The sequence below is a fragment of the Pantoea sp. NGS-ED-1003 genome (assembly GCF_000738765.1).
GTDB lineage: Bacteria > Pseudomonadota > Gammaproteobacteria > Enterobacterales > Enterobacteriaceae > Pantoea > Pantoea septica.
Map to the genome: position 1 here is coordinate 186,914 of NZ_JPQA01000006.1, position 26,665 is coordinate 213,578.

Consider the following 26,665-nt stretch of genomic DNA (forward strand, 5'->3'; position numbering starts at 1 on the left):
GGCGTTCCAGTGATTAGAAATCGACGTTGACGCCCAGCTGGTACGTCCGGCCCGGCATCACCGCCAGCGCCACGTCGTTGCGATCCTGCGCCGTGTCGCTGGTCAGCTCGCGGCTGCTGGTGTAGTCCCAGTATTTGCGGTCGGTCAGGTTATAGACGCCGCCGCTCAGCCGGACGTTTTTCGCCACCTGCCAGTAGGCCGTTGCATCCACCATGCCATAACCCGGCACGCGCATATACTCGCCGGCGGCGTCAGCGAGCGCCGCGCCGCTGTTGCTGTAGCTTTCGCGGCCGGTCTCGGTGGCGCGCTTGCCTTTCACGAAGGTCGCGGTCACGGCCGCGCCATAGCCGCGCTGCACGTCGTCCCACGCCAGTCCGACAATCGCCTTCAGCGGCGCGACGCTGTCGAGATCGACATATTTGTCGCCTGAGTAGTTCGACTTCGATTTCCCTTCGTTATAGCCCAGCGCAAAGGTGGCGCTCAGCCCGTCGACCGGCTGGAACCAGCTGCCGAAGTTGATGCGGGTCGCCAGCTCTGCGCCGTAGATATAGGCCTTGTCGCGGTTCTCCGCCTGATAGGTGGTATAGATGTTGCCCGGCACGTTGACGAACTTATCGGGGTTGCCGGCGCGGGTGTAGCGCGTGTAGGCGATAAAGTTTTTGTACTGGTTGTAGAACAGCGAGGCGTTTACCGTCACGCCTTTCACCGGCTCGCCTTTCAGGCCCCACTCGAAGTTGTTGCTGGTTTCCGTGTCGAGATCCGCATTGCCGACCAGCGCGTACTGGGCGCGCCCTGCGTAACTGGATCCAAGGTTCCAGGAGCCGTAAAGCTGGCTGGCGGTCGGGAACTGTACGCCGCGCTTGTACTGCAAATAAGTGATAAGCGCAGGGGTGAGATCGTACTGCAGGGTGAGCGATGGCAGCACTTCGGTATCGCTGTTGCCGGATCCGTAGAGCGTTTCCAGCTGCGCGTCGGTCAGCACGCTGCTGCCGGCGGCGAGATCGGCGAGGTTGCGCGGTTTGGTGTTCTGATACATCACGCGCACGCCGGGGATCAGCGCGAAGCTGTGGCTGTCGAGGTCGAAGTTGATCTTATCCTGCACAAAGCCGGCGACAGTGTAGCTGCGGCTGTCGGCCTGCGGCTGCATGATCACGCTGTACTGACTCGGCGTGGGCGACTGGCGGAACGGACGCTCGCTGTTTTCCGTGCGGGCGTTGACGCCGGCGCTTAGCTCATGGCGGCCGACGATTTTGCTGGCGCGCGTGTCGAAGCCCAGGCTGCGGGTGTTGTAATCCGAATAGACCCTTTGATACGCGCTGGCGCTGCCCGGCATAAACGTATTGTCGTGCGATTCGGTTTTCTGCCAGTAGAGGCGCGTGGTCAGCGTATCGAGCAAATCGTTGTAGGGCGTCCACTCATCCGCCAGGCTGACGCCGAAGCGGCGCGTGTCGCTCTGCTGCTGCGAGGTGCCCCAGACGGTGTTGCCGGAGGTATCCCAGCCGTCATAGTGGGTATGATTGGTTTTGTGGTAGTAGTCGAAGGTGGCGCTCAGCTTATGCTGGTCGTTCGGCTGCCAGATGCCGGAGGTCATAAAGGCGTCGGAGTGCCAGTTAGCCGGATAGGCCTGCTTCACGCCGCTGTTGTTTTGCGTCTCCTGGCCGTCGCGACGGCTGTAAACAAACAGCCCGCGCAGCTCATCGTCGCCCGCTGCCGCCGTGATGCCGTTGTGCCAGCTGCGGTCGGCGGAGTTGTAGTTGCTCTGATAGCCGAAGTAAGTGTTTTTGCTGCCGCTCAGGTAGTCGTCGGCGCTTTTGTTGTGAAACGAGACGTTGCCGCCAATCGAGGCGTTGGGCTGATCGACCGCGGTCGCGCCCTTCTCAATCTCGATGCTGCCGAACATATAGGGATCGATGTAGTCGCCGCGGCCGATGCCAAAAGTATTGTTGCCAGCGCGGCTGGCATAGGCGCGGCCGGTGGCGTCCGGCAGCGGAATGCCGTCAACGTCAAGTCCGACGCGGTTGCTCTCCAGCCCGCGAATGTTGTAGCCGCTGTAGCCTGCGCGATCGAAGCCGCTTTTGCCCGAGGAGGAGCCGCCCGCCGAGCCGGTGGCGGCGATCAGCGGCTCGTAGCGCATGATGGAACCGAAGTCGTTCGCGCCGCGCTTTTGCAGATCGGCTGCGGTCAGGGTGGTTTTGTTGCCCGCTTTGGGTTTCGGCGCGGTAACGGTCATCACCGCATCGCTGCTGGCGGTGTCAATGAGAGGCGAATCGCTGGCGGCGTAGCCGCAGGCGGCGTGAACAGATGAGGCGAGCAGCGCAATTTTACACAGCCGCTGTTGGGTCAATCCCTGAAACATTAAAGACATAAGCGCAAATACCTTTTGATTGTTAGTATTTGCTCACTTACTTGCTGTCAGTAGCTAAATTTCGGCTTCGCACATAAAACCGTAAAGAGAAACGTCATTTTTATAGGAATAATTTCGCCAGAAATGTAATGTAAGTGGTAATCATTATCAATTAGCTTTAGAGTAAGATGTATCTTACACCGCACGAATTGCCAAGCTGCGCCGTGCGCTCTTCTCTTTTTTCGCTACGGAAACCCTATGACTGAGAAACCGTCCGTCACCATTCACTACTGCACCCAGTGTAACTGGCTGCTGCGCTCCGCCTGGATGGCGCAGGAGCTGCTGCAAACCTTCGCGGACGACCTGTCGGCGGTGACGCTTAAGCCGGGCACCGGCGGCATTTTTGTTATTACCCTTGATAACGAGACGCTCTGGGAGCGTAAGCGCGACGGCGGTTTTCCCGATGCGGCGGCGCTGAAGCAGCGCGTGCGCGATCTCTGCTTCCCGGAGCGTTCGCTGGGTCATGTAGACAAGAAGAAGCCCTGAGGCAGCGGCGTTAGCTGGCGGCGATTTTATCCGCCGCCGCATTCAGCGCTTCGACCACCTTTTCCAGCGTTTCAGCCGAGATATCTTGCTGCGACAGGCGGCTATTGAGCGTGGTGCGTATGCGATGAATCGCCCGATCGACGTCGGGAAGGCTGCGGTTGTTAACCAGCACCGCCAGCGACGAGAGACGCTCGATAAGGTGCGCGATATGCGCCTGCTGTTCAGCCAGCCGCGCGCGCCCTGCCGCATTCAACGTATAGGCCTTGCGCGACGCCTGCGCGTCCACCACGCGGATAGCGTCCATCTCTTCCAGCAGCGTCAGGTTGGGGTAAATAATGCCGGGGCTGGGTGAATATTCCCCTCTGGAAAGCTCTTCGATCGACTTGATCAGCTCATAGCCGTGCGCATCGTTTTGCGCGAGGAAGTGCAGCATTAACAGGCGGATATCGCTGGCATCCAGCATCTTCTCACGACGTTTGCGACGACCGCCGCATTCACCGCGCGCAGCGGAATCCTGGTGACACGAGAAAGCCGGATCCTGTTTCATTGCCTGCCTGAAGGGAGTTTTTACGGGAGGATGATAGTAGTCCGCCGCCTGGCAAAATTCAACACGGGCGGCGGCGGCAGTCTATCTGGCGTGCCAGTAAGCGACGGCGCGCACCTGGGCGGCATCCAGGCCGCGACGTTCGACAAAGTAGTCGCCGAGCGCTTTCGCGAACGCGCCTTCGCCGGTCAGCCAGATAAAGTAATCCTCCTGCGGCAGCCTGATGCTATCCAGCTCGGCAATTAGCGCCTCAAGCTTACCCGACTGCGCGGCGCCGCTGCCGAGCCAGTGCACATTCACGCCGGCCAGATCCGGCAGGTAGTCGCGGCCAGTCGCCTCATCCACGCAGGCAAACAGATGCATCTCCTGCGCCTCGGCAGTTGCCACGCGGCGCTTAAAGGCCGGCAGGCTGGTTTCGTCGCAAACGTAGAGCTGGAACGCGTAGTCGGTCGGCACCACCAGCGAGCCGCGCGGGCCGCCGATAATTAACCGATCGCCCTCTTGCGCCTGCTGCGCCCAGCCGCTGGCGACGCCGCCCTCATGAATATAGAAATCGATGGTCAGCGATGATTCGCCGTCAAAGGCGAGCGGCGTGTAGTCGCGCGCCGGCGGACGAGCGCCATCCGCCCAGACCACGCCTTCGTCGGTCATCTGCGGCAGCGGCAACTCCGCGCCGCTCTCCTGCGGGAAAAAGAGTTTGATATGGTCGTCAAAGCCTGGCGAAGCGAAGCCTGCCAGATCGCTGCCGTGAAACACCACGCGCCAGAATTCACCGGCGACGAGCGTTTTGCTGGCGACGCTGATGCGACGGAAACGCAGCTCGTTGCGCACGCGCTTCGGCGCGCGGCTGCGGGAGGCTCGGTTGTCGGAATGCATAAGTTCTCCTGTTACGCAGCTGGCCAGCGCCTTCGGCTGCAAACGTCATTACGTGAGATATTTTAGAAATGATTCTCATTTGAGACGCTCAGATTACTCATGATATATCTTACGCGCAAGGATGGATTGTGCTGTTTTCGCGCAGCCGAAAACCTGCGCGGGCAAACGCCTGCACAGCGGTAAAAGAAGGGATAAAGCGAAGGCGCGCGCCGAATGAGCGCGCGTGGCAATCAGACGTTGTCGTTTAACACGTCTGAGCTGAACTGTTTTTGCGACTGCTGCGGCAGCGCATTGTCGCCCAGGATTTCGTGCTGGGTCGGCTGGGCATGCGGGTGCAGGCCGGCAGGCGGCGTAAAGGGTTCAGCCATCTGGGCGCTGGCGAAAAGCGGCAACGCAGCAAGCGCCGTAGCAAGGAACAGCGTAGAAAGTTTCATGATTGTCGTCGTTTTAACTGTCTGGTTCGGAATGAACCTGAAAGGCAGATGAATATCCAGTCCGGCAGGCCAAATGCACGATATCCGCATAGCTTCCGGGTTAAGGCAGGAATTTTACGCCAGAAAGCGCATCTATTTTATAAAATCGTGCGGTTTATCACATTTCACCGCACGAAAAGCCGTTTTCAGCTCTGGGCGACCGGTATCGAGAAGAGCCCCACCAGCGCATCCGGCGTCGAGGCTTTCATATCCAGTCGCAGCAGATCTTTGCCCTGTCGGCGCGCGACGCCCAGCGCGGGCAGATGCACGTAGTAGAGATCGGCGATAAAGCGCGTCAGCTGCTCGGGCGCGCCCTGCCAGGGAAAGGTGGCGTAGAGGCCGCGCGCCGAGGTCCAGTTGACGATTTGCGATCCCAGAATGTCGGCGTGCTGGCTCTCCAGCGCCTGGAACAGGCTGATATGCTGCTGCTCCGCCGCCGAGCTGCCCGGGCCGTACTGAAAGCCGAGCCAGCCGCGCTCGACATGGGGCGCGGCCAGCTGCACGAAGTGGCGCGCCTGTTGCGCGACAGTTTGCGCATGGTCGCGCACGTAGTCGCCGAATTTGCACTCCCATTCGATCAGTTCGCCGCGCAGCTGCAGTTCATCGCGCTCCACCAGCTGCGCCTGCAGCATTTCGCCATATACGGAGATAGGCCCATGAAAGCTTTGCAGCTGCAGGTCAGGCACGCGGCGGAAGGCGCCCGGCGTAAGCGAGAAGTGACTTTTGAAGACGCGGGTGAAGTTCTGCTGGTTATCAAAGCCAAAACGCACCGCGATGTCGATCAGCGGCATGCGGGTCAGGCGCAGCGCCATAGCGGACATGGTGAGACGACGCTTGCGCGTATAGGCCGCCAGCGTCTGGCCGGTCATCTCTTTGAACATGCGCTGCATGTGCCATTTGGAGTAGCCGGATTTCAGGGTAATCAGATCGATATTAAGATCGTCGGTCAGATTCGCCTCAATCCAGTCCACCAGATCGCTGATGTACTGTTTTTTAACGTTCAGGCTGAGCATTTCGATGCGGATCGTAGAAAGTATTGCGAGATTAGTCACATAATCATAACAAAAATGCCTTCCGCATGTAAGGAAGGGTAAAGGAAGCGTAAGCAAAGCGCGGGTAAAAGGCACTTAATGTTTAGCCAGAAAACCGAACAGAAAAGGCTGGCAAAGTCGGCCTGCTTATTATGGATGATGGTGCGGTGCTGGTGCAGACGCGGATGGCATGGCCCGATCGCAAAGTCGCTTTACGCATCCCTGCTCGCTCGTCCCGCGACATCCCTGTCGCGGGACGCTTTGCTCTTCGGTCCATGCCATCCGCGTTTCAATATCTGTGCGGTTTTTACAAGGCTAAAACCCCGGATGCTCTTCGGTCCATGCCATCCGCATCCACTCCGACATTCACACCAGCATAAAAAAAGGCTGGCAGAGCCAGCCTTCATCATCAACCAGAAACCACTAGTGGCTGCGCATCCCTGCCGCTGTCATCATCATCCGGAACAGCGTGGCCACGACGCCGAGCGCCAGCACGCTTGCTCCATAGATCACCACCAGCCACAGAATGCGTTTCCACAACGGGGCTTTGGGTTCCTTGTGGTTTTTCACGCTGCCGACCTCGGTTCGCATATCAATGGTATCCTTCGTCTGCTTTGACTTTCCCGCGGAACACGTAGTAGCTCCAGAAGGTGTAGCCCAGGATCATCGGAATAATCAACAAACTGCCCACCAGCATAAAGGCCTGGCTAATCGCCGGCGACGCCGCCTGCCAGATAGTCACCGAAGGCGGAATAATATTCGGCCATACGCTAATGCCCAGGCCAGAGAAGCCGAGGAAAATCAGCGCCAGCGTCAGCAGGAACGGCGAATAGTGCGCCTCGCGCTTAATGGCGCGCACAATGCCCCACGAGCAGAGCAGCACCAGCACCGGAACCGGCAGGAACCAGTAAAGGTTTGGACGGGTAAACCAGCGCTGCGCGATGGCGTCATGGCTGAACGGCGTCCAGAGACTGATAATGCCGACAACCACCAGCAGCGCGATCACCAGCGGCGTCGCCAGCGCGGACATCTTACGATGCAGCTCGTTCTCGGTTTTCATAATCAGCCAGGTACAGCCCAGCAGCGCATAGGCGATAACCAGACCCACGCCGCAGAACAGCGGGAACGGCGCCAGCCAGTCCATCGCCGAGCCGCTGAAGTGACGGCCCGTCACCTTAATGCCGTCGAGCATCGCGCCGACCGCCACGCCCTGGCTAAAAGTCGCAAGCACGGAACCTGCAACGAACGACTTGTCCCAGAATGCACGGTGCGTCTCGGTCGCCTTAAAGCGGAACTCGAAGGCGACGCCGCGGAAGATCAGACCGATCAGCATCGCCGTCAGCGGAATAGAGAGCGCATCGGCAATCACTGAATAGGCCAGCGGGAAGGCGCCATACAGGCCCGCGCCGCCCAGCACCAGCCAGGTCTCGTTGCCGTCCCAGACCGGCGCGACGGTATTCACCATCATGTCGCGCTCGACCGCGTCCTTGTTAAAGGGAAACAGCAGGCCGATACCGAGATCGAAACCGTCCATGACGATATACATCAGGGTGGCGAAAACAATAATCGCGAACCAGATAATGGAAAAATCGATCATTTTATTTTCCCTCCTGCGGATCGTTCAGACTTTCATGGGCCGCAGAGAGCGGACGAGCCGGGGTCTTGCCGTGGCCTGGACCGCCGTGACGCACATCCTTACCTTCGCCGGTAAGCGGGCCTTTCTTAATCAAGCGCACCATATAGACGTAACCTACGCCAAACACCGCGGAGTAAACCACGATAAAGGCCAGCAGGCTGATGCTCATATGCAGATCGCCATGACCGGAAACCGCGTCGATAGTGCGCTGTACGCCGTAAACCACCCACGGCTGACGGCCGATTTCCGTGGTGAACCAGCCTGCCAGCAGCGCGATCAGGCCAGACGGCCCCATCAGCAAAGCAAACCACAGGAACGGACGCGACTGATAGAGACGGCCTTTATAGCGCAGCCACAGGCTGACCACGCCGAGCGTAATCATCAGCAGCCCCATCGCCACCATCACGCGGAACGACCAGAAGATAATCAGCGAGTTAGGACGATCCTCTTTCGGGAAGGTCTTCAGCGCCGGCACCTGCTTATCGAGGCTGTGGGTCAGAATCAAACTGCCAAGATAAGGAATTTCCACCGCATACTTGGTGCGCTCTTCATCCATATCCGGAATACCGAACAGGATCAGCGGCGTCGCTTCGCCCGGCGGGTTCTCCCAGTGGCCTTCAATCGCGGCGATTTTCGCCGGCTGATGCTCAAGGGTATTCAGACCGTGCGCATCGCCGATCATCGCCTGAATCGGCGCGACGATCAGCGCCATCCACAGCGCCATCGAGAACATCTTGCGGATCGCCGGATTGTCGTTGCCGCGCAGCAGATGCCATGCGCCGGAGGCGCCGACAAAGAAGGCGCTGGCGAGGAACGCCGCCACCGACATATGGAACAGGCGATAGGGGAACGACGGGTTGAAGATGATTTTAAACCAGTCCTCCGGCACCACAATTCCGTTCTGGATCAGGTAGCCCTGCGGCGTATGCATCCAGCTGTTAGAGGCGAGGATCCAGAAGGTGGAGATCAGGGTGCCCAGCGCCACCATACAGGTCGCGAAAAAGTGCAGACCCGGACCGACGCGGTTCCAGCCGAACAGCATCACGCCGAGGAAGCCCGCTTCAAGGAAGAAGGCGGTCAGGACTTCATAGGTGAGCAACGGACCGGTAATACTGCCCGCGAACTGCGAGAAGCCGCTCCAGTTGGTACCGAACTGATAGGCCATCACCAGACCCGAGACCACGCCCATACCAAAGTTAACGGCGAAGACTTTGGACCAGAAGTGATAGAGATCGCGATAGGTTTCGTTACGACTTTTCAGCCACATCCCTTCGAGCACGGCCAGAAAGCTGGCGAGACCGATGGTAATGGCGGGAAAAAGGATATGAAAGGAGACAGTAAACGCGAACTGTATCCTGGCCAGGTGAAAGGCGTCTAATCCGAACATTGCTTACCTCGTTGCCACATATAACACCATATATTTACTTATAGTTAACAACTAAAGCACAGCGTTAATATTTACGCTGCGCTTAAGCCAATTGCTGACGCGAATTTATAAGAACTCGCGCCTGACAAACAGAAACAGTCTGGGATGCAAAAACTATAACAGCGTTTTTTGATTTTGGTCATTGTTTTTGTCCGCAATTACCTATTTTAACGCGATACTTTAGGTTAATTCAGAGGCATCAATGTGACATCTTTGTTATTTATTGTTGCGTGATTACAGCGGAGGAGAACCCAGGCGGCGCGGCGCCTCTTTCCTGGCGCAACGCCCTGTTTAGGCATGTTATTTTATCTATACCCACAGCTGAAAAGCGGTCAATTTTGCGGTTCGGCGCGGCGCTTAATGAAAGTAAATTAGGCATTTAGGCCATTAAGAATTCTTTTTAAGGCGTTACGTTTAAAAAACGTGACTTATCACCTCTGGCCATTATCGCTATTTCCGTCACGCTTAATTAACCCGCTGCGCAAACATGAAATAAAGTTGTTAATAACAATCAGAGGTTGCGCAGCGGGAATAAATGAATCAGCGCCGCTTTTTATTCAGGACGAATATTGCCCGCGCCCCATCGCCTGCTCGCGCGTGGCCGTACGGGAGCGCGCCGTCAGGCTTTTTCCCGCTGCGCCAGAATCCTGTCCACGTTGAGTTCCAGCCAGTCCGCCAGGCCGACCACCTGCCCTTCCAGCTCGCGGCCGAGCGGCGTCAGGCGATATTCTACGTGCGGCGGCACGACGTTATAGGCGATGCGCTCGACGAAGCCGTCTTCTTCCATATGGCGCAGCGTCTGCGCCAGCATGCGCTCGCTGACGCCGCCGACCGCGCGGCGCAGTTCGCTAAAGCGCAGCGTGTCATTACGCAGCGCGAGAAAAATCAGCACGCTCCAGCGGCTGGTAACGCGCTTAAGCACCTCGCGCGACGGGCAGTTGACGTTGAGCAGTTCGCCGCGGCTAAATTTTTCACTTATCTTTTCAGACATTTAATCTCTTTTCTCTAAACTAACAAAGTTGTAAGTACTTACGAAAAGTTAGCTTATATCCTACTCTTGCTTTCGACAACGACAAACGCAAAGGAGAGAGAAAATGATTGCAGTGACAGGCGCAACCGGCCAGTTAGGCCGTCTGGTTATTGAAGCCCTGCTGAAAAAAGTGCCGGCAGAGCAGATCGTCGCCGCCGTGCGCTCGCCGGAAAAAGCCGCAGACCTGGCGGCGAAAGGCGTGACGGTGCGTAAGGCGGACTACAGCCAGCCGGATACCCTGATGTCAGCCTTTTCCGGCGTGGACAAGCTGCTGCTGATCTCCGGCAGCGAAGTGGGTCAGCGCGAAGCCCAGCATCAGGCGATCATCAATGCGGCCAAATCCGCGAATGTGAAATTTATTGCCTATACCAGCCTGCTGCATGCCGATAGCTCGCCGCTCGGCCTTGGCGTAGAACACCGCGCCACCGAGGCGCAGCTTCAGGCGTCGGGCATTCCTTACGCGCTGCTGCGCAACGGCTGGTACACCGAGAACTATGCGGCCAGCATTGCGCCTGCGCTGACGCATCACGCCTTTATCGGCGCGGCCGGTGGAGGCCGTATCGCTTCCGCCGCGCGTCGCGACTATGCCGAAGCAGCGGCAGAGGTAATCAGCCGCGACGATCAGGCAGGCAAAGTCTATGAGCTGGCGGGCGACGACAGCTATACGCTGGCGGAATTCGCCACAGAGATTGCACGCCAGTCCGGCGAAAAAGTGGATTACGTTAATCTTTCAGAAGCTGAATTCGCCGCCGCGCTAAAAGGCGCCGGTCTGCCGGACGGCCTGGCGGAGATGCTGGCGGATTCCGACAAGGGCGCGTCGCAGGGCGGCCTGTTCGACGACTCGCGCAGCCTGAGCAAACTGATCGGTCGCGCCACCACGCCTTATCAGGAGGTCATTAAGGCGACGCTGGCGAAATAAGGCGAAAACCGGAGCGCGCCGCGGGTTCGACGCTCGAGTCCGTCCGCGTCGCGTCTCTGACGCAGCACAGGGAGCGTAGGCTGCGGGAGAAGTCTCAGGGTACATTGCACGGCGAATCGGTTCTGATATTCCCCTCTTCGACATCGCCTGTGGCACTTCGGCGGTGCGCTCAGACGGGAATACCTGCGGCTGAAATACCACATGACCAAGAGGGTGCTATGTCTCTGTTTTCTGAATTTCGTCTGAAAGACGTGACGCTGCGCAACCGCATCGCGGTGCCGCCTATGTGCCAGTACAGCGCCGAGCAGGGCCTGATCAACGACTGGCATCGCGTGCACTACGCGGCGCTGGCGCGCGGCGGCGCGAGCCTGGTGATTGTCGAAGCGACCGCCGTTTCGCCGGAAGGCCGCATCACCCCCGGCTGTCTGGGCTTATGGAATGACGCGCAGGCCGAAGGGCTGGCGCAGGTCGCGCAGGCGATCAAAGCGGCGGGCGCCGTGCCGGGCATTCAGATCGGCCATGCCGGCCGTAAAGCGAGCGCCAATAAACCCTGGGAAGGCGACGACCATATCGCGGCTGACGACGGACGCGGCTGGGAGACGATTTCGCCTTCCGCTGTCGCCTTCGGCAACAATCTGCCGCAGGTGCCGCGCGCCATGACGCTCGACGATATCGCGCGCGTGCGCAACGACTTCGTGCAGGCGGCTATCCGCGCGCGCGAGGCAGGCTATGAGTGGCTGGAGCTGCACTTCGCGCACGGCTATCTGGCGCAGAGCTTTTTCTCGGTGCACGCCAACCAGCGCACCGACCAATACGGCGGCGACGCCGCGGGCCGCAGCCGCTTCCTGCGCGAAACTTTCGACGCGGTGCGCGAAGTCTGGCCGGAAAACCTGCCGCTGACCGCGCGCTTCGGCGTGCTGGAGTATGACGGCCGCGACGAAGAGACGCTGGCTGAAGCCATCGACCTGACGCGCTACTGGCGCGCCAACGGTCTGGATCTGCTGAGCGTCAGCGTCGGCTTCTCCACGCCGGACGCCAATATTCCTTGGGGCACGCCCGCTTTCCTTGCGCCGATTGCCGAGCGCATTCGCCGCGAAGCGGATATCGCCGTCGCTTCTGCGTGGGGCATTGATGCGCCGCAGATCGCCAACGCCACCGTCGAGAAAGGCCAGCTTGATCTGGTGATGGTAGGCCGCGCACACCTGAAGAACCCGCACTGGCCTTATCAGGCGGCGCTAGCGCTCGACAAGCCGCAGCCGTCATGGGTGCTGCCTGCGCCATATGCGCACTGGCTGGAGCGCTATCGCGTAAGCGAGTAAAGCTTGCGACAAGCGACGCCGCCTGTTTACTGGGGCAGACAATTTCTCGCTAATCCTGGTGCCCTCGCTTGAGGGCACCGCCGTTAACTGCGCAAAAATGCCACAAATTGCTCAACCCACAGCGCAACGGCAACGTCGGATTTTGTCAATTTTTGCCGCTTTTTTTCAACTCTCCGCGATTTATTTCTGTTCTTGAAAGATTACTCCTAAATAGATGTTTTAAGCGCAGCGCGTTATTTACTTGATAACCAGAGCAATTCCGCTAAATAACCCATTGATAGACAATTTTTATTACGTTCATAGATATTCTGCATTGTTGTTTGGGCCTGCCATAAGTCTATAATTTTTCTTTTATGAAACCCTCAGACTCCAGGAGGCCGCTATTAATACTTATCGCCAGCAACTCAACGCATTCGATGAGGTTCGCAAAGGGGCGGAAGTTGAGTATCAATACGATCCCCACGAGCTCAAGCTTGATCGTATGCAGGATTCCGAGCCGGAACCGGAGCTGATTGAAGGCTTACCGGCGCCAGACGCGCTCACGCCTGCCGATCGCTACATGGAGCTGTTCGAGCATGTGCAGATGTCGCGCATCTTCGAAGACAGCAAAACCTTTCCCGACTGCTCGCCTAAATACGATCCGCTGGACGTTTTAATGCGTTATCGTCGTCAGAAACGCAGCCGCGATTTCGATCTGGCGCGCTTTGTGGCGGACCATTTTTATTTACCGGCGATAAACGAAAGTTTTTACGTTTCGAATCCAGATAAAACGCTGAACGAGCATATCGATGCGCTGTGGCCGGTGTTAACCAAAATGCCGCAGCAGCATTTGCCGCATTCTTCTCTGCTGCCGCTGCCGAAACCTTACGTGGTGCCCGGCGGCCGCTTCGGCGAGACTTACTACTGGGACTCCTACTTCACCATGCTTGGCCTGGCGGAGAGTGGACGCGACGATTTGCTGCGCCATATGGCGGACAATTTCGCGTGGCTGATCGACAACTACGGCCATATTCCCAACGGCAACCGCACCTACTACCTGAGCCGCTCACAGCCGCCGGTCTTCGCGCTGATGGTCGAGCTGTTTGAAGAAGATGGCGTGCGCGGCGCGAAACGCTATCTCGACCAGCTGATGAAAGAGTATCAGTTCTGGATGGACGGCGCGGGCGCGCTGATGCCGCGTCAGGCCTACCGCCACGTGGTGCGTATGGCTGACGGCTCGCTGCTGAACCGCTACTGGGACGACCGCGATACGCCGCGTGACGAGTCTTGGATTGAAGATGTCGAGACGGCGCGTCATTCCAGCCGACCGGCGAGCGAAGTGTACCGCGATCTGCGCGCGGGCGCGGCATCCGGCTGGGACTACTCTTCCCGCTGGCTGCGCGATCCCAAACGGCTGGCCAGCATTCGCACCACGCAGTTCATTCCGATCGATTTGAACGCGTTTCTCTACAAGCTGGAGCTGATGATCGCCACGCTCTCCCATGCGAAAGGCGAAGAGCTGACCGCGCTGGCGTGGCAGAAGAAGGCGGAAGCGCGCAAACGTGCGATTAACCGCTACCTGTGGGACAGCACGGCGGGCGTCTATCGCGACTACGACTGGCGCCGCGAGCGCTTCGGCGCCTTTACCGCCGCCGCCGTGGTGCCGCTGTTTGTCGGCCTTGCCACGCCGAAACAGGCGCACCTGCAGGCTATCGCGCTGCGTCAGCTGCTGCTTACCAGCGGCGGTCTGGTCGCTTCAATGGTTGAAAGCGGCGAGCAGTGGGACAAACCCAACGGCTGGGCGCCGCTGCAGTGGATGGCGATTATTGGACTCAACCAGTACGGTGAAGAGACGCTGGCGACGGAGATCGCGGTCAACTGGCTTACTACGGTGAACAATTTCTATCAGCTGCACCATAAGCTGGTAGAGAAATATGACATCAGCGGCGATCGCGCCCGTCCCGGCGGCGGCGGCGAATATCCGCTGCAGGACGGCTTCGGCTGGACCAACGGCGTCACGCGTCGCCTGATGGCGATGTATGGCCATCTGATGGTCAACTAGCGCATTTCCGCGCTGGCGCAAAGCTTATGCAAAAAAGGCGTTTAGCGCGTCCCTGACGCGCTTTTATCATCAGCCTGATGATAACCCTCTGACAGGAACGCCCATGAAACCCTTTAGTCCGTTACTGGGCGGTGCGCTGTTGCTCACCGCCCTTTTCTCGTTCTCTACGCACGCAGATGAAACCCTTCGCATCGGCTATCAGAAATCCTCTACGCTGCTGACGCTGATCAAGCAGCGCGGCGATCTCGACAAAGCCCTGGCGGCGCAGGGCGTAAAGGTAAGCTGGCATGAATTCTCCAGCGGACTGCCGCTGCTGGAGGCGCTCAATCTCAATAACGTCGATCTTTCGGCCGATGTCGCCGACACCGTGCCGCTGTTCGCCCAGGCGGCGGGCGCGAACCTCACCTACTATGCGCGTGAAACCCCGTCGCCGGCGGCGCAGGCGATTCTGGTGCCTGCCGATTCGCCGATAAAAACATTACAGGACTTAAAAGGGAAAAAGATCGCCGTGACCAAAGCGGCGGGCAGCCACTATCTGCTGATTGCCGCCCTTAAGAAAGCCGGGCTGAGCTTCAGCGACGTTTCGCCCGCCTGGCTGACGCCCGCTGACGGACGCGCGGCGCTGGAAAACGGCAGCGTCGCCGCCCGGGTCACCTGGGAGCCCTACGTTACCAGCGCGCAGGTTGAACAGCACGCGCGCGTGCTCGCCAGCGGCAGCGGGCTGGCGAACTATCAGCGCTACTACCTTGCGTCGACGCCCTACGCCAGCGCGCATCCGCAGGTGCTGAACAGCGTCTATCGCGCGCTGAAGCAGGAAGCCGCCTGGCTGAAAGCGAATCCTGCCCAGGCGGCGGCGCTGCTTTCGCCGCTGTGGGGCAAACTGCCCGCGGCGACGATTGAGAAGGCGAATGCCCAGCGCAGCTACCAGGTTGAGCCGGTGAAGAAAAGCGATCTGGCGGAGCAGCAGATCATCGCCGATGCCTTCTACGATGCGAAGCTGCTGCCGACGCGCATCGATGCGCAGGCGCCGGCCGTCTGGCAGCCCGCAGCGCCCTGATCTTGTCGCTGGCTCAGCCGAGCCAGCCTGTTTCACACGTCGCTTGCGATGAATAGTAAGTACATACTTTCAATAATCGGACTGATATATCTGACTTTTGACAGAAGTCTTATTAACTCTGTTTCTTTGGTTCTTATCCAGATTTGTTTTCACTGCGCGCCAGCGATATTTAAGGCGCTGGCGCCCAATCCGTTACCTCGCGCTAACCTGCTGTAATCAGAACGATGTTGATGCGCACGCTTCTCTGGCGCAACGCAATCAAAGCACCCACGACTCGTCTCTGTACAGGCAGGCCGCTGTCAGCTGCGGTTATTCCTTTTTTAATGTAAAGAGGATGGTTTCCACCAGGCCTGCGGTCTTTCATCGAACCGCGATAAAAAAGCGTTCTTTGCCCGGGTGCAATTTCACAAAAATTTCACCCGCTATTAAACAAAAGTGGCATGCAAAATGCATTTTTCCATTTACAGCAAGGAGTTAGCTAAATTTACTTTTTTGTCTGCTGCAAAATTTAAATGCCATTCTCTCGCGCATAATTGTACAAGCTGCAGATCCTTGTATAAATTAAAGCGTTTTTTCAATAATCGATATCAGTTGTGCTGCGCCATGTAAAACTGAAATTTAACTTTTCTTCTGCGCCATTTTTTACAAAAAACAATAAAAAAACCGGACAGGGAAAAGACCGAGTCCGGTTTAATTATGGCGATCCTGATTTTCAGAGAAAGACAGGAACATGCTCTTGTCAGGTGTGTTTCGCAAGGAGAACTAAAAGAGAAAAAAGATGACTCACCCGCGGTCAGATGTTGACAGTCAATACATCTAACTTACTGATATTTCAGCTACGACGGCTAATCTTACCTCCTTTCCGCCCGGCTTCGATTGCGCGCTCAGGGTTATTTTTGAAATTGCCGCCGCTCTTCTGGCCGCCTTTTCTACCTGCTTCTGCTGCACGCTCACGATCCACCGCAAAGTTCCCGGCTCCACCACGATATTGAGACATACTGTGTTCCTCTTAAGGATTAATAATAAAAATATCACAGCCTACGCTTCATCAGCGTCGATGGCGCAGGGTTAAATGTAGCTTTTAAAAATAATGGATCAAGTATTGGTTGCCAGCGAATAACAAAAAGTTGTCGGCAATAACAAACAAATCAATGTGCCAACTATTTCTTGAGGAAATCATGTTTTCCCGTTATCAGCGTGTAAAAAACCTCAGATCTTTCCTGTTATTTAGCCTTATAAAGGCGCAAAACAACTCTATTTAACCTTCTCTCAAGAGGAATAGCATTATTTAAGCGAAGCGTGAAAGAGGGAGCGGCAGGCATAATTAAGCGAAGCGGTTGATCATAAAACGATCGTTTTATACAGAAAAATAGGATAATTCCTCACTCAATAAGCGAGGCGTAAAAGGTAAATAAAGCGAAGCGGTATAAAGGCCATTCTGTGCGCTGAAGAATTAAAAACGATCAATAAACAACCTGACTTCCAGCTTATTGAGGCTGCGGTTTTGTGAACCTTATTTGGCGCATGCGCGTTAAGCGAAGCGCAAATAAAAAACGCCCGCATGGGCGTTTAGCGTCAGATTTACAGAAAATGCGATTAATGCTGCTGTAAAAACGCCAGCAGATCCTGATTGAGCTGCTCCTGATGCGTCACGGCGAAACCGTGCGGGCCGTTGTCGTAAACCTTGAGTTCCGATCCGGCGATCAGCTCGTGCGCCAGCTTGCCGGTTGCTTCGAACGGCACGATCTGGTCGTTGCTGCCGTGAATGATCAGCGTCGGCACGTCTACTTTCGCCACGTCGCCGCGGAAATCGGTTTGCGAGAAGGCGGTAACGCAGTCGAGAGTGCCTTTCAGCGACGCCAGCAGCGCGATATTCAACGTCTGCGTCAGCACGCCGTCAGAGACGGTCTGCCCGGCGTTGATGCCATAAAACGGCGTGGCGAACTCTTTGATAAACTGCGCGCGATCTTTGCGCAGCCCGTCGATAATGCCGTCGAACACCGCTTTTTCCGGTCCTTCCGGATGATCGGCGGTTTGACCGAAGATCGGCGTGACCGCGCCGAGCAGCACCAGGCTTTTCACTTTTTCCGTGCCGTAGCGGCCGATATAGCGCGTCACGTCGCCGCCGCCCATAGAGAAGCCTACCAGCGTTACGTCGTTCAGCCCCAGATGTTCAATCAGGCCGTGAATATCCTCGGCAAAGGTATCGTAGTCGTAACCCTCCCACGGCTGATCGGAACGACCAAAACCACGACGGTCGAAAGCAATCGCACGGTAGCCGTTTTCGGCCAGGTGAACCAGCTGGCTCTCCCACATATCAGCATCGAGCGGCCAGCCGTGGCTGAACAGAACCGGCTGCCCTTTGCCGTAATCTTTGAAGTAAATGCTTACGCCATCTTTCGTCGTGAAGGTGCTCATATCGGGTCTCCGTTATCAGTGAGGTTGTGTCTCGCTAATCAAGCTAACCTGGACGTACCGTAAAACCTAAAGCAGAAATTTTAATAAGTCGTTAAAGAATTTTAGCGGCCGGCGTTGTGAAAAAATCCTGGATAAGTTGCCGCAGATATTCCGCTATCAAGCCTGGCAGAGCGCCCGTAATGTTCCAGCTATCGCTACTTAATGACGCTGCGCTAACCGCCGCGGCCGGAGACTGAAGATGAGCCAGAATATGACCCCCACGCCTGCGGGCGGCGCCTTCTCCCCTTTTCGCTACGCCATGTTCGCCCTGATATGGAGCGCTTCGGTGCTGGGCAATACCGGCAGTTTTATCCGCGACGTCGCCAGCTCCTGGCTGATTACCGGACTGTCGGATAATCCCGCCGCGGTGGCGCTGATGCAGACCGCCGCCACGCTGCCGGTGTTTTTGCTGGCGCTGCCGGCGGGCGTGCTGTCCGATATTTTTGACCGTCGCCGCCTGCTGATCGCCATTCAGATCCTGATGGCCAGCGTCAGCGGCGCGCTGCTGATCCTCTCGCATAACAACTGGCTGACGGCGGAGTGGCTGATTGGGCTGACCTTCGTCGGCGGCATCGGCGCGGCGCTGTTCGGGCCGGCCTGGCAGGCGATCGTGCCGGAGCTGGTGCCGCGCAAGGAGATGAAAAACGCGGTCGCGCTTAACTCGCTCGGCATTAATATCGCGCGCGCCATCGGTCCGGCCACCGGCGGCCTGCTGCTGGCGAGCCTTGGCGCGATGGCGGCCTACGGCGCGGATGTCGCCAGCTACTTTATCGTTATCGCCGCCCTGCTGTGCTGGAAGCGCCCGGCGAAAGCGCAGGATGCGCTGAACGAGCACTTCTTCGGCGCCTTTCGCGCCGGACTGCGCTACGTCAAAGCGAGCCGCGAGCTGCACCGCGTGCTGTTTCGCGCCGCGATGTTCTTTATCTTCGCCAGCGCGCTCTGGGCGCTGCTGCCGCTGGTGGCGCGCCAGCTGCTGCAGGGCACGGCGGGTTTTTACGGCATGATGCTCGGCGCGGTGGGTATCGGCGCGATTGCCGGCGCGCTATTGCTGCCGCGCCTGCGCGTCCGGATGAGCGCCGATGCGCTGCTGCTGCTCGCCGCCGCTATCAACGGCCTGGTGATGCTCGGCTTAGCGCTGACGCCGCCGCAGTGGCTGGCGCTGCTGCTGATGCTGGTGCTCGGCAGCGGCTGGATCGTGGCGCTGACCACGCTGAACGGCGTCGCCCAGGCGGTGCTGCCGGACTGGGTGCGCGGCCGCGGGCTGGCGGTCTATCTGATGGTGTTTAACGGCGCGCTGGCGGGCGGTAGCCTGCTGTGGGGTCTGGTGGCGCAGCAGGCGGGCGTGGTGGCGACGCTGGTGGTCGCGGCGGCGGCGCTGATGCTGAGCGCGCTGCTGCTGCGTCGCAAAACGCTGCCGCAGGGCGAGGCGGATCTGCAGCCCGCGCTGCACTGGCAGGAACCGGCGGTGGCGCAAAGCATCGACGCGCGTCGCGGTCCGGTGATGGTGCAGATCCACTACCGCGTGGCGGAAGAGGATCGCCCCGCCTTCCTGGCGGCCATCAATAAGCTGGCGCTGGCGCGTCGTCGCGATGGCGCTTACGCCTGGGGCGTTATGTCACATACGGAAGACGCGGCGTTGATTCAGGAGTGGTTTTTAGTTGAATCCTGGCAGGAGCATCTGCGTCAGCATCAGCGCGTATCGAAAGCGGACGCGGCGCTGCAGGCGACGGTGCTGGCGTTCCATCAGGACGAAGGCGCGCCGAAAGCGCACCACTTTATCTCACTCTAGCTTCAGGCGCGCGGCGCGGCGGCCGCGCGCTTTTCGCTCAGGGCGCAGCGTAGATGTCGCGCAGTCCCTCCAGGCTTTGCAGCCTTTCGCGCCACCAGCGCGCCGCATTGCCGCTGGCGCTCTCATTCCATGCCATATAAGCCATATCGCGCCGCGTTTCGCTGTCGAGCTGGCGCGCCACCAGCGTGCCGTCCGCCAGATGCGGCGCGGCGAGATAGCTCGGCAGATAGCCGCATCCCAGACCCGCCAGCTGCGCCTGCAGCTTGGCATGAAAGTCGTGCACGCTCAGCGTTTTCTGTTCGTCCAGCACGCGCAGATCCACGCCGGCGCCGTGGCGCGAGGAGTCGTGCACCGTAACCGCGCGATACTGGCGGATCTGCTCGCGCAGCAGCGGCTCCGGCATCTGCGCCAGCGGATGGGACGGCGCGACGGCAAAAACATAGTCGAGCCAGCCCAGCGCCACGCAGCCGATATCTTTGCGCGTCGCCGGCTCCTGCACCGCGCCGAACACCAGATCCGCCTCGCCGTAGCTCAGCGCCTCCCAGCAGCCCGCCAGCACATCCTGACGAAACTGCAGCTGCGTATGGGGATGCTGCTGATAGAACTCGTCAATCAGCGGCGACAGCAGGGAAAACGGCACCGAGGCGTCAACGCTAATGGTCAGGTTGCTCTCCCAGCCGCTCTCGACGTAGCGCGCCTGCTGCTCCAGTTCGTTGACGGCACGCAGCAGCGCGCGTCCTTTTTCCAGCATCAGCCGTCCGGTTGGGGTGAAGGTGGCGCGGTGACCTGAGCGATCGAGCAGCGTGATCTTCATGTCGCCTTCCATCTTCTGCACCGTATAGCTTAGCGCCGACGCGGTTTTAAACAGCCGCGCAGCCGCCGCCGCGAAGGTGCCGTGACGGTCGAGCGCATCCAGAATCAGCAGCGCCTCGAGGTTTAATCGCATTCCTCAGTTCTCCCCAAAATTTGTTGAACAACAACCCAAAATCATTCCGCTAACAATAAAGATTCTCATCTCGTATTTTTGTATCCAACAGCGCCACTGCTGTAAATCACTTTCAACGCGCCGGGAGGCGATATGAACCATTCGCATCAGGCCAGTCACGTCACGCTGGTGATCACCCACAGCGTTCAGGCGGAGAAACAGCAGGCTTACGAGCAGTGGCTGGAACAGATCATGCCGCAGGCGGCGCAGTTTCCCGGCCATCTGGGGGTGAACGTGCTGCGTCCGGTGCATGGCGAAAGCGTCTACACCGTGCTGATCCGCTTCGACAGTCTCGATAACTTGTTCAACTGGACCCAGTCCGAGGCGCGCAAGACGCTGATCGCCGAACTGCCGCAGCTGCTCTCCGGGCCGGAGCATATCGACGTGCGCCCCGGCGCCGCGTTCTGGTTTACGCCCGCCAGCAAGGCGACGCCGCGTCCGGCGAAGTGGAAACAGTATCTGCTGACGCTAGGCGTGATTTTCCCCTCGACCTTGCTGATCCCGCCGCTCTGGGCCGCGCTGCTGCCCGCCAGCCGCGGCACGCTGTGGGGACATTTTTTAGGCGATGCGACCGTGGTCGCGCTGGTGGTCTGGCTGTGGATGCCGCTGCTGACGCGCTGGTTGAAAAACTGGCTGCTGCCGCGAGGATAGCGCCGGAGTCTGGCGGTTCAGCCCAGCCCGACGCCGTTTTTCCCGTTGCGCTTGATGCGATACATCGCCTCGTCGGCGCGGCTCACCGCCGCGCTGAATCCCTCCTGCGGCTGCGCCTGTACGATGCCGATCGAGGCGCCGATAGTCGCCGTGCCGTTCTCCAGCTCAAACGGGATCAGCGCCGCCTGCAGACAGGCGCGGCTTACCTGCTCCACCCGCGGATCATCCTGACCGTACGGCATTAGCAGCACAAACTCGTCGCCGCCCAGCCGCCCTGCCAGCACCGAGTCGGGGCACGCCTCGCACAGGCGCTGGCTGAGCTGGATCAGGAGGCGGTCGCCGCTGCGATGGCCGAAAGTGTCGTTCACATGCTTGAAATCGTCGAGATCGATAAAGGCGACGCAGAGCGCGTTCTCTCTGCGCATCTGGCTGAAGGCGTTGCGTAAGGCGTGACGATTAGCGAGCTGCGTCAGGGGATCGTGATTCGCCAGCATCGCCAGCTGAGATTCGTACTGCTTCTCTTTGGTCATGTCGATATGGGTGCCGGTGACCTTTAGCGGCCTGCCCTGCTCATCCCATTCGCTGATGCGACCGCGATCCAGCACCCAGGCCACGCCGCCGTTTTTGGCGATCATCCGGTGCAGCGCCTCATAATAAGGCGCCTTGCCTTCGATATGGTCGTAAAAGGCTTTCAGCACCTCGGCGGCATCGTCGGGATGCAGGCTCTCTTGCCACTCGGAGAACAGCGCCCTGCTCTCTTTCGGCTGATAGCCCAGCATCGCGCCCCAGCGCCGGTTAAAGATCACCAGCTTGCCCGAGGGAATATCCAGCTGCCACAGGCAAAGGCCGGTGCCGTCCAGCGCCGCGTCGAGTTTGCTGCGGGCGTCGTGCGCTATACGCTTGAGTCGCGCATTATGCTTTTTCAAAATCTGTATCTGCTGGCGCAGCGCTTCGTCAGACATGGCACGCGGACGTTGAGAAATAAGATGTATTTTGCCTGTGCGGATATTTCTGTAAAGAGAAGCGCTGGAAACATGATCAGCCGCGCTTTATCGGCTTAAGCGCAAGATTTTATCCGGTTTAAATCAGCCTTTCCGCATAGTCAGCGGCAGCGCGCGCAAAATCGGCCACTTGCCGGGCAATCGTTCGTCTGCGTGGTCAGCGGCTATAGTCAGAGTAACCTTTATTCTGGAGAAGATAATCATGCGACTTTGCGCCACCTGCGGCACCGCCTACGCTGAGGTTTCGCCACAGCGCTGCAAAATCTGCGAAGACGAACGGCAGTGGGTGCCCGCCGCCGGACAGCAATGGACCGATTTTGCCGCGCTCACCCGCAGCCATCAGAACAAATGGCAGCAGCTTGAGCCGGGCCTGCTCAGCATTAAAACCGTGCCAAACTTCGCCATTGGCCAGCGCGCGCTGCTGCTGCGCAGCGGCGGCGGCAATATTCTCTGGGACTGCATCGCCAATCTCGATCCCGCCACTGTCCAGCTGATCCATGCGATCGGCGGACTTTCGGCTATCGCTATCTCGCATCCGCACTACTACACCACCATGCAGGCGTGGGCGGAGGAATTTAACGCGCCGATCTATCTGCACGCCGACGATCGTCAATGGGTGATGCGCGACAGCGACGCCATTCATTTCTGGCAGGGCGAGACGCTGCCGCTCAACAGCGAGGTCGATATCGTGCGCCTCGGCGGTCATTTCGCCGGCGGCAGCGTGCTGCACTGGAAAGCCAACGGCGGCGTGATGCTGGCGGGCGATATCATTCAGGTCGCGCCGGGCAAAGATGCGGTCTCCTTTATGTGGAGCTATCCCAATATGCTGCCGCTCTCCGCCGCGACGGTAAGCGAGATGCTGCGCCGCTGCGACGCGCTGGCGTTTTCGCGGCTTTACGGCGCGTTCGAAGGACAGGAGGTCGCGCAGCAGGCGAAAGAGATCGTGATGCAATCCGGGGCGCGTTATCTACGCTGCCTGACGTAATCTGGCCCTGTCGGAAAAATAAATCGCCGCCGCCATTACGCAAAAGTAAAACGATCGGTTTACTTTTAAAAGATGAACAAACGCGACGATATTTTGCAGGCGGCCGAAAGGCTGTTCTACAACAACGGCTTTCATGCCACCAGCACCGACCAGATTTGCCGGGCAGCGGGCGTCTCGACGCGCACGCTCTATCACCACTTCCCCTCGCGCGAGGCGCTGACCATCAGCGTGATGGCGGCGCGCCGGGCGCGCTTTTTCGGCGATCTGCTGCCTGCGCAGCATCCGCAGGCGCTGCGGCAGCTGTTTGAGACGCTAGGGGAATGGACAGAGCAGTATGGCGCGCAGGGCTGCTTTTTTATCAAGGCCTGGGGCGAGTATGCGGAGAAAGACGCGATGCTGGCGGCGCACGCGCTCGACTATCGCTATGCGCTGCGCCGCTATATCGGCGACTGCGTGGCGGATGAGCGCCTGGCGAACGCGGTGTGGATGCTGTTTGAGGGCGCGGTGATCTCGGCGCTGATGCTCGGCGCGGACGCGGCGAAGCATGCGGGCGACGCCGCCGCGCGGCTGATGCTGCCGCGCGAGGAGCAGCCATGAGATCCGCTCTTGCGCTGGGCGTGACCGGCTTTTCGCTGATTGCCGTCACCTACGGCATGGCGCGTTTCGCATGGGGCCTGATGATGCCGGCAGTGATGAAAGAGATCCCGTTCAGCGTCCATCTCGCCGGCATCGTTACCGCCTGCAGCTATATCTCCTATTGCCTTTCTACCGCCGCCGCGCCCTGGCTGGTGGCGCGTTTCGGCGCCAGAGCCTCGGCCTGCCTTGCCGCGCTCTGCGCCGCAGGCGGACTGCTGCTGCTCGCCTGCGCCTTTTCGCCGCTGATGCTCGCCGCCGGGCTGTTTATCGCCGGACTGAGCGCGGGCGTCGCCTCGCCCGCCATCGCCAGCGCGGTGGGCGAGGCACTGCCGCCTGCGCAGCAGGATTCCGCCAATACCGCCATCAACGCCGGCACCAGCGCGGGCATTATGCTTTCCGTACCGGTGCTGCTGCTGTTGCCCGGCGGCTGGCGCGCCGCCTGCGTCGCCTTTGCGCTGCTGGCGCTGCTCTGTTTGCTGCCGGCGCGGCGCTATCTGCCTGCGGATCCGCGCGCCGGGCAGAAAGATCGCGCGGGCTGGCGCGATCTGATGCGGCAGCGATCGCTGCTCCGGTTGGCGATCGTCGCTTTTATCACTGGATCCGCCAGCGCGGCCTGGTGGAGCTTCGGCCCTGATATTCTGCGTAATCATCTGCATCTCGACGCGCGCACCAGCAGCCTGCTGTGGCTGATCGGCGGCGGCGCCGGCATTGCGGGCGCGCTGACCGGCGCGGCGCGGCGCGCCCTCAACCTGGGACAGATCTATCGGCTGTCGCTGCTCTGCATGGCGCTGCCGCTGCTGCTGCTGGCGAGTCTGCAGGGCTTTTCATGGTGGCTGTTTCCCGCCGTGGCGCTGGGCGGCGCGGGCTACGTGACGCTTTCCGGCGTGCTGCTGGTGTATGGCGCGGCCGCCACGCCCGCTGCGCCGGCGTCAGGCGTCGGCGTAGCGTTCTTTATGCTGGCGGCCGGTCAGGTCGCGGGATCAGCGCTGTTCGGCGCGGTTTATGCTGGTCTGAGCGCAGGCACGGCGCTGCTGGGATTTGCCGCGCTGGCGCTGGCGATGACGGCGGTGCTGCCGGGCGCGCGTAAGCGTTAAGTGGGGTAACGGGTTCCGCACAAAAGCAAAAACCCAGCCATAAGGCTGGGTTCTTTAATTTGTGGTGCCCGAACCCGGACAAAAATGCCGGGAGCATTTTTGCTTTGTCGCGCCTGCGCGGCAAACCCGCAGGGCGAGCCGCAGGACGCGGCGAGGTCATCGAACCTGTTCGATGACGGGTTCCGCACAAAAGCAAAAACCCAGCCATAAGGCTGGGTTCTTTAATTTGTGGTGCCCGAACCCGGAATCGAACCAGGGACACGGGGATTTTCAATCCCCTGCTCTACCGACTGAGCTATTCGGGCAACGGGGCGCATTAAACCTTAATGGCCTCACAGCGTCAAACGCTTTTCACTAAATTGCCTGCTGACTGCTGCGTTTTATAGCAACCAACAGACCGTCTGGTAAAAAAAAGCGCAGTCGCGCCGCACCGCGCTTACTTTTTCGCCGCCCTGGCCGATAACGATAGCGACACTACATACCCATAATAAGGTGCACTATGTTCTCCACTATTTCATCAGGTCTGCTGTCACGCCTTGCGTGGCAAAAACAAACGCGCCCTTCGGCGACGCTCAACTCGCTCAACGACGCTATCGCGATGATCGAGTTTACGCCTGACGGCATCATCCTTAACGCTAACCCGTTGTTTCTCGACCGCATGGGCTATGCGCTGAGCGAGATCGTCGGTCAGCATCACAGTCTGTTTTGCACCGCCGACTTTGCGCAGTCGTCGCTCTATCGCGACTTCTGGCTGCGCCTGAAGCGCGGCGAAAGCTTTAGCGACAAATTTCTGCGCCTGGCGAAACACAGCCGTCCGGTCTGGCTGGAGGCCAACTATGTGCCGGTGCAGGATCGCAATGGCCGCGTGGTGAAAATCGTCAAGCTGGCGACCGACATCACCGCGCGTATCGTCGACGCCCAGGAGCAGCGCGCCATGACCACCGCCATTGAGCGGTCGATGGCGGTTATCGCTTTTAACCTCAAAGGCGAAGTGCTGAAGGCGAATGCCAACTTCCTTAAAACCATGGGCTACCGCGCCGACGAGGTGATCGGCCTGCCGCACAGCCGCTTCTGCTCCGAAGCGCTGCGTCAGAGCGCCGAATACAAAGCGTTCTGGGAAAAGCTCAACCGCGGCGAGTTTATCTCCGGTCAGTTTCAGCGGGTAAATAAACAGGGTCGCACTATCTGGCTGCGCGCCACCTATAATCCGATGTTCGATGGTGAAGGCAAGCTCTATAAAGTGGTGAAGTTCGCCACCGACGTGACGGCGCAGGTAGAGAAAAATCAGCAGGAGCGAGACGCGGCGCAGCAGGCCTACCAGACGGCTTTACAGACCCGCGAGAGCACCCGCCACGGCGCCAGCGTAATTGAAGAGAGCGTGCAGACCATTAACGCACTGGCGGGCGAGCTGCACGGCATCTCTGACGATATCGCCGATCTCAGCGACTCCTCCGACCGCATCGGCGCCATTGTCGCCAGCATCCGCCGCATCGCCGATCAGACCAACCTGATCGCGCTTAACGCCGCGGTCGAGGCGGCGCGCGCCGGCACGCACGGCCGCAGCTTCGCCGTGGTGGCCAATGAGGTGCGCACGCTGGCGGCCAATATCAATCAGGCCACCAGCGAGATTGAAAATCGGGTGCGGCAGAATCATCTGCTGGCGTCCAAAGCGCTGAAAGGCATCGCCTCCAATATGCAGCGCGCCGATCACGGCGTGGTGCTGGCTCAGCAGGCGGGCGGCGTGATCGGCGAGCTGCGCGACAGTTCGTCGGAGGTGGTGCGCGCCATCAGCCACGTTACCCAGACCTTGAGCCAGGAGTAGCCC

Annotated in this window: 24 protein-coding genes and 1 tRNA gene; 11 read left to right on the plus strand and 14 right to left on the minus strand. The window is 59.2% G+C overall.

Annotated elements, in window-relative coordinates:
• Positions 1–13 precede the first annotated feature (13 nt).
• Positions 14–2,365, minus strand: a complete 2,352-nt coding sequence (locus JS46_RS13970) for a TonB-dependent receptor domain-containing protein (RefSeq protein WP_033752323.1) — start codon at positions 2,363–2,365, stop codon at positions 14–16.
• A 237-nt stretch (positions 2,366–2,602) separates the two neighbouring features.
• Here JS46_RS13970 and JS46_RS13975 point away from each other — a divergent pair, with 237 nt between their 5' ends.
• A complete protein-coding gene (locus tag JS46_RS13975) occupies positions 2,603–2,890 on the plus strand; it encodes a SelT/SelW/SelH family protein (RefSeq protein ID WP_033752326.1) in 288 nt (95 codons plus the stop codon).
• A gap of 10 nt (positions 2,891–2,900) precedes the next feature.
• On the opposite strand, the gene JS46_RS13980 is transcribed toward JS46_RS13975, so the two are convergent.
• From JS46_RS13980 to JS46_RS14010, 8 genes are all read right to left on the minus strand, one after another.
• Complete coding sequence (locus JS46_RS13980; RefSeq protein ID WP_033752328.1) at positions 2,901–3,437, minus strand: PadR family transcriptional regulator; 537 nt, start codon at positions 3,435–3,437, stop codon at positions 2,901–2,903.
• 81 nt (positions 3,438–3,518) lie between these two features.
• Positions 3,519–4,310, minus strand: a complete 792-nt coding sequence (locus JS46_RS13985; protein WP_033752331.1) for a siderophore-interacting protein — start codon at positions 4,308–4,310, stop codon at positions 3,519–3,521.
• 230 nt (positions 4,311–4,540) lie between these two features.
• Entirely contained in the window at positions 4,541–4,744 is a 204-nt protein-coding gene (locus tag JS46_RS13990; protein ID WP_033752333.1) for a hypothetical protein, read from the minus strand.
• A gap of 185 nt (positions 4,745–4,929) precedes the next feature.
• A complete protein-coding gene (locus tag JS46_RS13995; RefSeq protein ID WP_033752335.1) occupies positions 4,930–5,796 on the minus strand; it encodes a helix-turn-helix domain-containing protein in 867 nt (288 codons plus the stop codon).
• 441 nt (positions 5,797–6,237) lie between these two features.
• Positions 6,238–6,405 (minus strand): DUF2474 domain-containing protein, encoded by a 168-nt coding sequence (locus tag JS46_RS23445; protein ID WP_065426289.1) that lies wholly within the window; start codon positions 6,403–6,405, stop codon positions 6,238–6,240.
• Position 6,406: 1 nt separating this feature from the next.
• Positions 6,407–7,411 carry a cytochrome d ubiquinol oxidase subunit II gene (cydB, locus tag JS46_RS14000; protein ID WP_033752337.1) on the minus strand — a complete coding sequence of 335 codons (1,005 nt, stop codon included), beginning with the start codon at positions 7,409–7,411 and terminating at the stop codon, positions 6,407–6,409.
• Between the two features lies 1 nt (position 7,412).
• Positions 7,413–8,837, minus strand: coding sequence for a cytochrome ubiquinol oxidase subunit I (locus tag JS46_RS14005; protein ID WP_033752340.1), 1,425 nt, complete (start codon positions 8,835–8,837; stop codon positions 7,413–7,415).
• 658 nt (positions 8,838–9,495) lie between these two features.
• Positions 9,496–9,867 (minus strand): helix-turn-helix domain-containing protein, encoded by a 372-nt coding sequence (locus JS46_RS14010; protein WP_033752343.1) that lies wholly within the window; start codon positions 9,865–9,867, stop codon positions 9,496–9,498.
• 103 nt (positions 9,868–9,970) lie between these two features.
• Between JS46_RS14010 and JS46_RS14015 the strand changes: the two genes are divergently transcribed.
• The 4 genes from JS46_RS14015 (at position 9,971) to JS46_RS14030 (ending at position 15,242) form a co-directional block, all read left to right on the plus strand.
• Positions 9,971–10,825 carry an SDR family oxidoreductase gene (locus tag JS46_RS14015; protein WP_033752346.1) on the plus strand — a complete coding sequence of 285 codons (855 nt, stop codon included), beginning with the start codon at positions 9,971–9,973 and terminating at the stop codon, positions 10,823–10,825.
• A gap of 218 nt (positions 10,826–11,043) precedes the next feature.
• Positions 11,044–12,144, plus strand: a complete 1,101-nt coding sequence (locus JS46_RS14020) for an NADH:flavin oxidoreductase/NADH oxidase (protein WP_033752348.1) — start codon at positions 11,044–11,046, stop codon at positions 12,142–12,144.
• A gap of 382 nt (positions 12,145–12,526) precedes the next feature.
• Positions 12,527–14,185, plus strand: a complete 1,659-nt coding sequence (locus JS46_RS14025) for an alpha,alpha-trehalase (protein ID WP_033752351.1) — start codon at positions 12,527–12,529, stop codon at positions 14,183–14,185.
• A 103-nt stretch (positions 14,186–14,288) separates the two neighbouring features.
• Positions 14,289–15,242, plus strand: coding sequence for an aliphatic sulfonate ABC transporter substrate-binding protein (locus JS46_RS14030; RefSeq protein ID WP_033752354.1), 954 nt, complete (start codon positions 14,289–14,291; stop codon positions 15,240–15,242).
• Between the two features lie 832 nt (positions 15,243–16,074).
• Here JS46_RS14030 and JS46_RS23450 read toward each other — a convergent pair.
• Together JS46_RS23450 and JS46_RS14035 are read right to left on the minus strand one after the other, a co-directional pair.
• Positions 16,075–16,239 (minus strand): general stress protein, encoded by a 165-nt coding sequence (locus JS46_RS23450; protein ID WP_071997459.1) that lies wholly within the window; start codon positions 16,237–16,239, stop codon positions 16,075–16,077.
• Positions 16,240–16,838: 599 nt separating this feature from the next.
• Entirely contained in the window at positions 16,839–17,660 is an 822-nt protein-coding gene (locus JS46_RS14035; RefSeq protein ID WP_033752356.1) for an alpha/beta fold hydrolase, read from the minus strand.
• 238 nt (positions 17,661–17,898) lie between these two features.
• Here JS46_RS14035 and JS46_RS14040 point away from each other — a divergent pair, with 238 nt between their 5' ends.
• Positions 17,899–19,488 carry an MFS transporter gene (locus JS46_RS14040; protein WP_033752358.1) on the plus strand — a complete coding sequence of 530 codons (1,590 nt, stop codon included), beginning with the start codon at positions 17,899–17,901 and terminating at the stop codon, positions 19,486–19,488.
• Between the two features lie 37 nt (positions 19,489–19,525).
• Here JS46_RS14040 and JS46_RS14045 read toward each other — a convergent pair whose 3' ends face one another.
• Positions 19,526–20,434 (minus strand): LysR substrate-binding domain-containing protein, encoded by a 909-nt coding sequence (locus tag JS46_RS14045; RefSeq protein WP_033752361.1) that lies wholly within the window; start codon positions 20,432–20,434, stop codon positions 19,526–19,528.
• Between the two features lie 132 nt (positions 20,435–20,566).
• Between JS46_RS14045 and JS46_RS14050 the strand changes: the two genes are divergently transcribed.
• On the plus strand, positions 20,567–21,124 hold the full coding sequence (locus tag JS46_RS14050) for an antibiotic biosynthesis monooxygenase (RefSeq protein WP_033752364.1): 558 nt from the start codon (positions 20,567–20,569) through the stop codon (positions 21,122–21,124).
• Between the two features lie 17 nt (positions 21,125–21,141).
• Here the strand turns inward: JS46_RS14050 and JS46_RS14055 are convergent, their stop codons facing one another.
• Positions 21,142–22,086, minus strand: a complete 945-nt coding sequence (locus JS46_RS14055; RefSeq protein WP_033752366.1) for a sensor domain-containing diguanylate cyclase — start codon at positions 22,084–22,086, stop codon at positions 21,142–21,144.
• Between the two features lie 238 nt (positions 22,087–22,324).
• Here JS46_RS14055 and JS46_RS14060 point away from each other — a divergent pair, with 238 nt between their 5' ends.
• The 3 genes from JS46_RS14060 (at position 22,325) to JS46_RS14070 (ending at position 24,840) form a co-directional block, all read left to right on the plus strand.
• On the plus strand, positions 22,325–23,110 hold the full coding sequence (locus JS46_RS14060; RefSeq protein WP_033752560.1) for an MBL fold metallo-hydrolase: 786 nt from the start codon (positions 22,325–22,327) through the stop codon (positions 23,108–23,110).
• A gap of 72 nt (positions 23,111–23,182) precedes the next feature.
• Entirely contained in the window at positions 23,183–23,707 is a 525-nt protein-coding gene (locus tag JS46_RS14065; RefSeq protein WP_033752369.1) for a TetR/AcrR family transcriptional regulator, read from the plus strand.
• Positions 23,704–24,840: an MFS transporter gene (locus JS46_RS14070; RefSeq protein WP_033752371.1), complete on the plus strand. Its 1,137-nt coding sequence runs from the start codon at positions 23,704–23,706 to the stop codon at positions 24,838–24,840. Before JS46_RS14065 ends, JS46_RS14070 begins: the two co-directional genes overlap by 4 nt.
• A gap of 229 nt (positions 24,841–25,069) precedes the next feature.
• Here JS46_RS14070 and JS46_RS14075 read toward each other — a convergent pair.
• Positions 25,070–25,145 (minus strand) — tRNA-Phe (locus tag JS46_RS14075).
• 194 nt (positions 25,146–25,339) lie between these two features.
• Here JS46_RS14075 and JS46_RS14080 point away from each other — a divergent pair.
• Positions 25,340–26,662: a PAS domain-containing methyl-accepting chemotaxis protein gene (locus JS46_RS14080; RefSeq protein WP_033752373.1), complete on the plus strand. Its 1,323-nt coding sequence runs from the start codon at positions 25,340–25,342 to the stop codon at positions 26,660–26,662.
• Positions 26,663–26,665: the final 3 nt, after the last annotated feature.

Coding starts and splice junctions, on each gene's coding strand:
- JS46_RS13970 (WP_033752323.1), bottom strand. CDS start 2,365: ATGTCTTTAATGTTTCAGGGATTGACCCAACAGCGGCTGTGTAAAATT.
- JS46_RS13975 (WP_033752326.1), top strand. CDS start 2,603: ATGACTGAGAAACCGTCCGTCACCATTCACTACTGCACCCAGTGTAAC.
- JS46_RS13980 (WP_033752328.1), bottom strand. CDS start 3,437: ATGAAACAGGATCCGGCTTTCTCGTGTCACCAGGATTCCGCTGCGCGC.
- JS46_RS13985 (WP_033752331.1), bottom strand. CDS start 4,310: ATGCATTCCGACAACCGAGCCTCCCGCAGCCGCGCGCCGAAGCGCGTG.
- JS46_RS13990 (WP_033752333.1), bottom strand. CDS start 4,744: ATGAAACTTTCTACGCTGTTCCTTGCTACGGCGCTTGCTGCGTTGCCG.
- JS46_RS13995 (WP_033752335.1), bottom strand. CDS start 5,796: ATGCTCAGCCTGAACGTTAAAAAACAGTACATCAGCGATCTGGTGGAC.
- JS46_RS23445 (WP_065426289.1), bottom strand. CDS start 6,405: ATGCGAACCGAGGTCGGCAGCGTGAAAAACCACAAGGAACCCAAAGCC.
- cydB (WP_033752337.1), bottom strand. CDS start 7,411: ATGATCGATTTTTCCATTATCTGGTTCGCGATTATTGTTTTCGCCACC.
- JS46_RS14005 (WP_033752340.1), bottom strand. CDS start 8,837: ATGTTCGGATTAGACGCCTTTCACCTGGCCAGGATACAGTTCGCGTTT.
- JS46_RS14010 (WP_033752343.1), bottom strand. CDS start 9,867: ATGTCTGAAAAGATAAGTGAAAAATTTAGCCGCGGCGAACTGCTCAAC.
- JS46_RS14015 (WP_033752346.1), top strand. CDS start 9,971: ATGATTGCAGTGACAGGCGCAACCGGCCAGTTAGGCCGTCTGGTTATT.
- JS46_RS14020 (WP_033752348.1), top strand. CDS start 11,044: ATGTCTCTGTTTTCTGAATTTCGTCTGAAAGACGTGACGCTGCGCAAC.
- JS46_RS14030 (WP_033752354.1), top strand. CDS start 14,289: ATGAAACCCTTTAGTCCGTTACTGGGCGGTGCGCTGTTGCTCACCGCC.
- JS46_RS23450 (WP_071997459.1), bottom strand. CDS start 16,239: ATGTCTCAATATCGTGGTGGAGCCGGGAACTTTGCGGTGGATCGTGAG.
- JS46_RS14035 (WP_033752356.1), bottom strand. CDS start 17,660: ATGAGCACCTTCACGACGAAAGATGGCGTAAGCATTTACTTCAAAGAT.
- JS46_RS14040 (WP_033752358.1), top strand. CDS start 17,899: ATGAGCCAGAATATGACCCCCACGCCTGCGGGCGGCGCCTTCTCCCCT.
- JS46_RS14045 (WP_033752361.1), bottom strand. CDS start 20,434: ATGCGATTAAACCTCGAGGCGCTGCTGATTCTGGATGCGCTCGACCGT.
- JS46_RS14050 (WP_033752364.1), top strand. CDS start 20,567: ATGAACCATTCGCATCAGGCCAGTCACGTCACGCTGGTGATCACCCAC.
- JS46_RS14055 (WP_033752366.1), bottom strand. CDS start 22,086: ATGTCTGACGAAGCGCTGCGCCAGCAGATACAGATTTTGAAAAAGCAT.
- JS46_RS14065 (WP_033752369.1), top strand. CDS start 23,183: ATGAACAAACGCGACGATATTTTGCAGGCGGCCGAAAGGCTGTTCTAC.
- JS46_RS14070 (WP_033752371.1), top strand. CDS start 23,704: ATGAGATCCGCTCTTGCGCTGGGCGTGACCGGCTTTTCGCTGATTGCC.
- JS46_RS14080 (WP_033752373.1), top strand. CDS start 25,340: ATGTTCTCCACTATTTCATCAGGTCTGCTGTCACGCCTTGCGTGGCAA.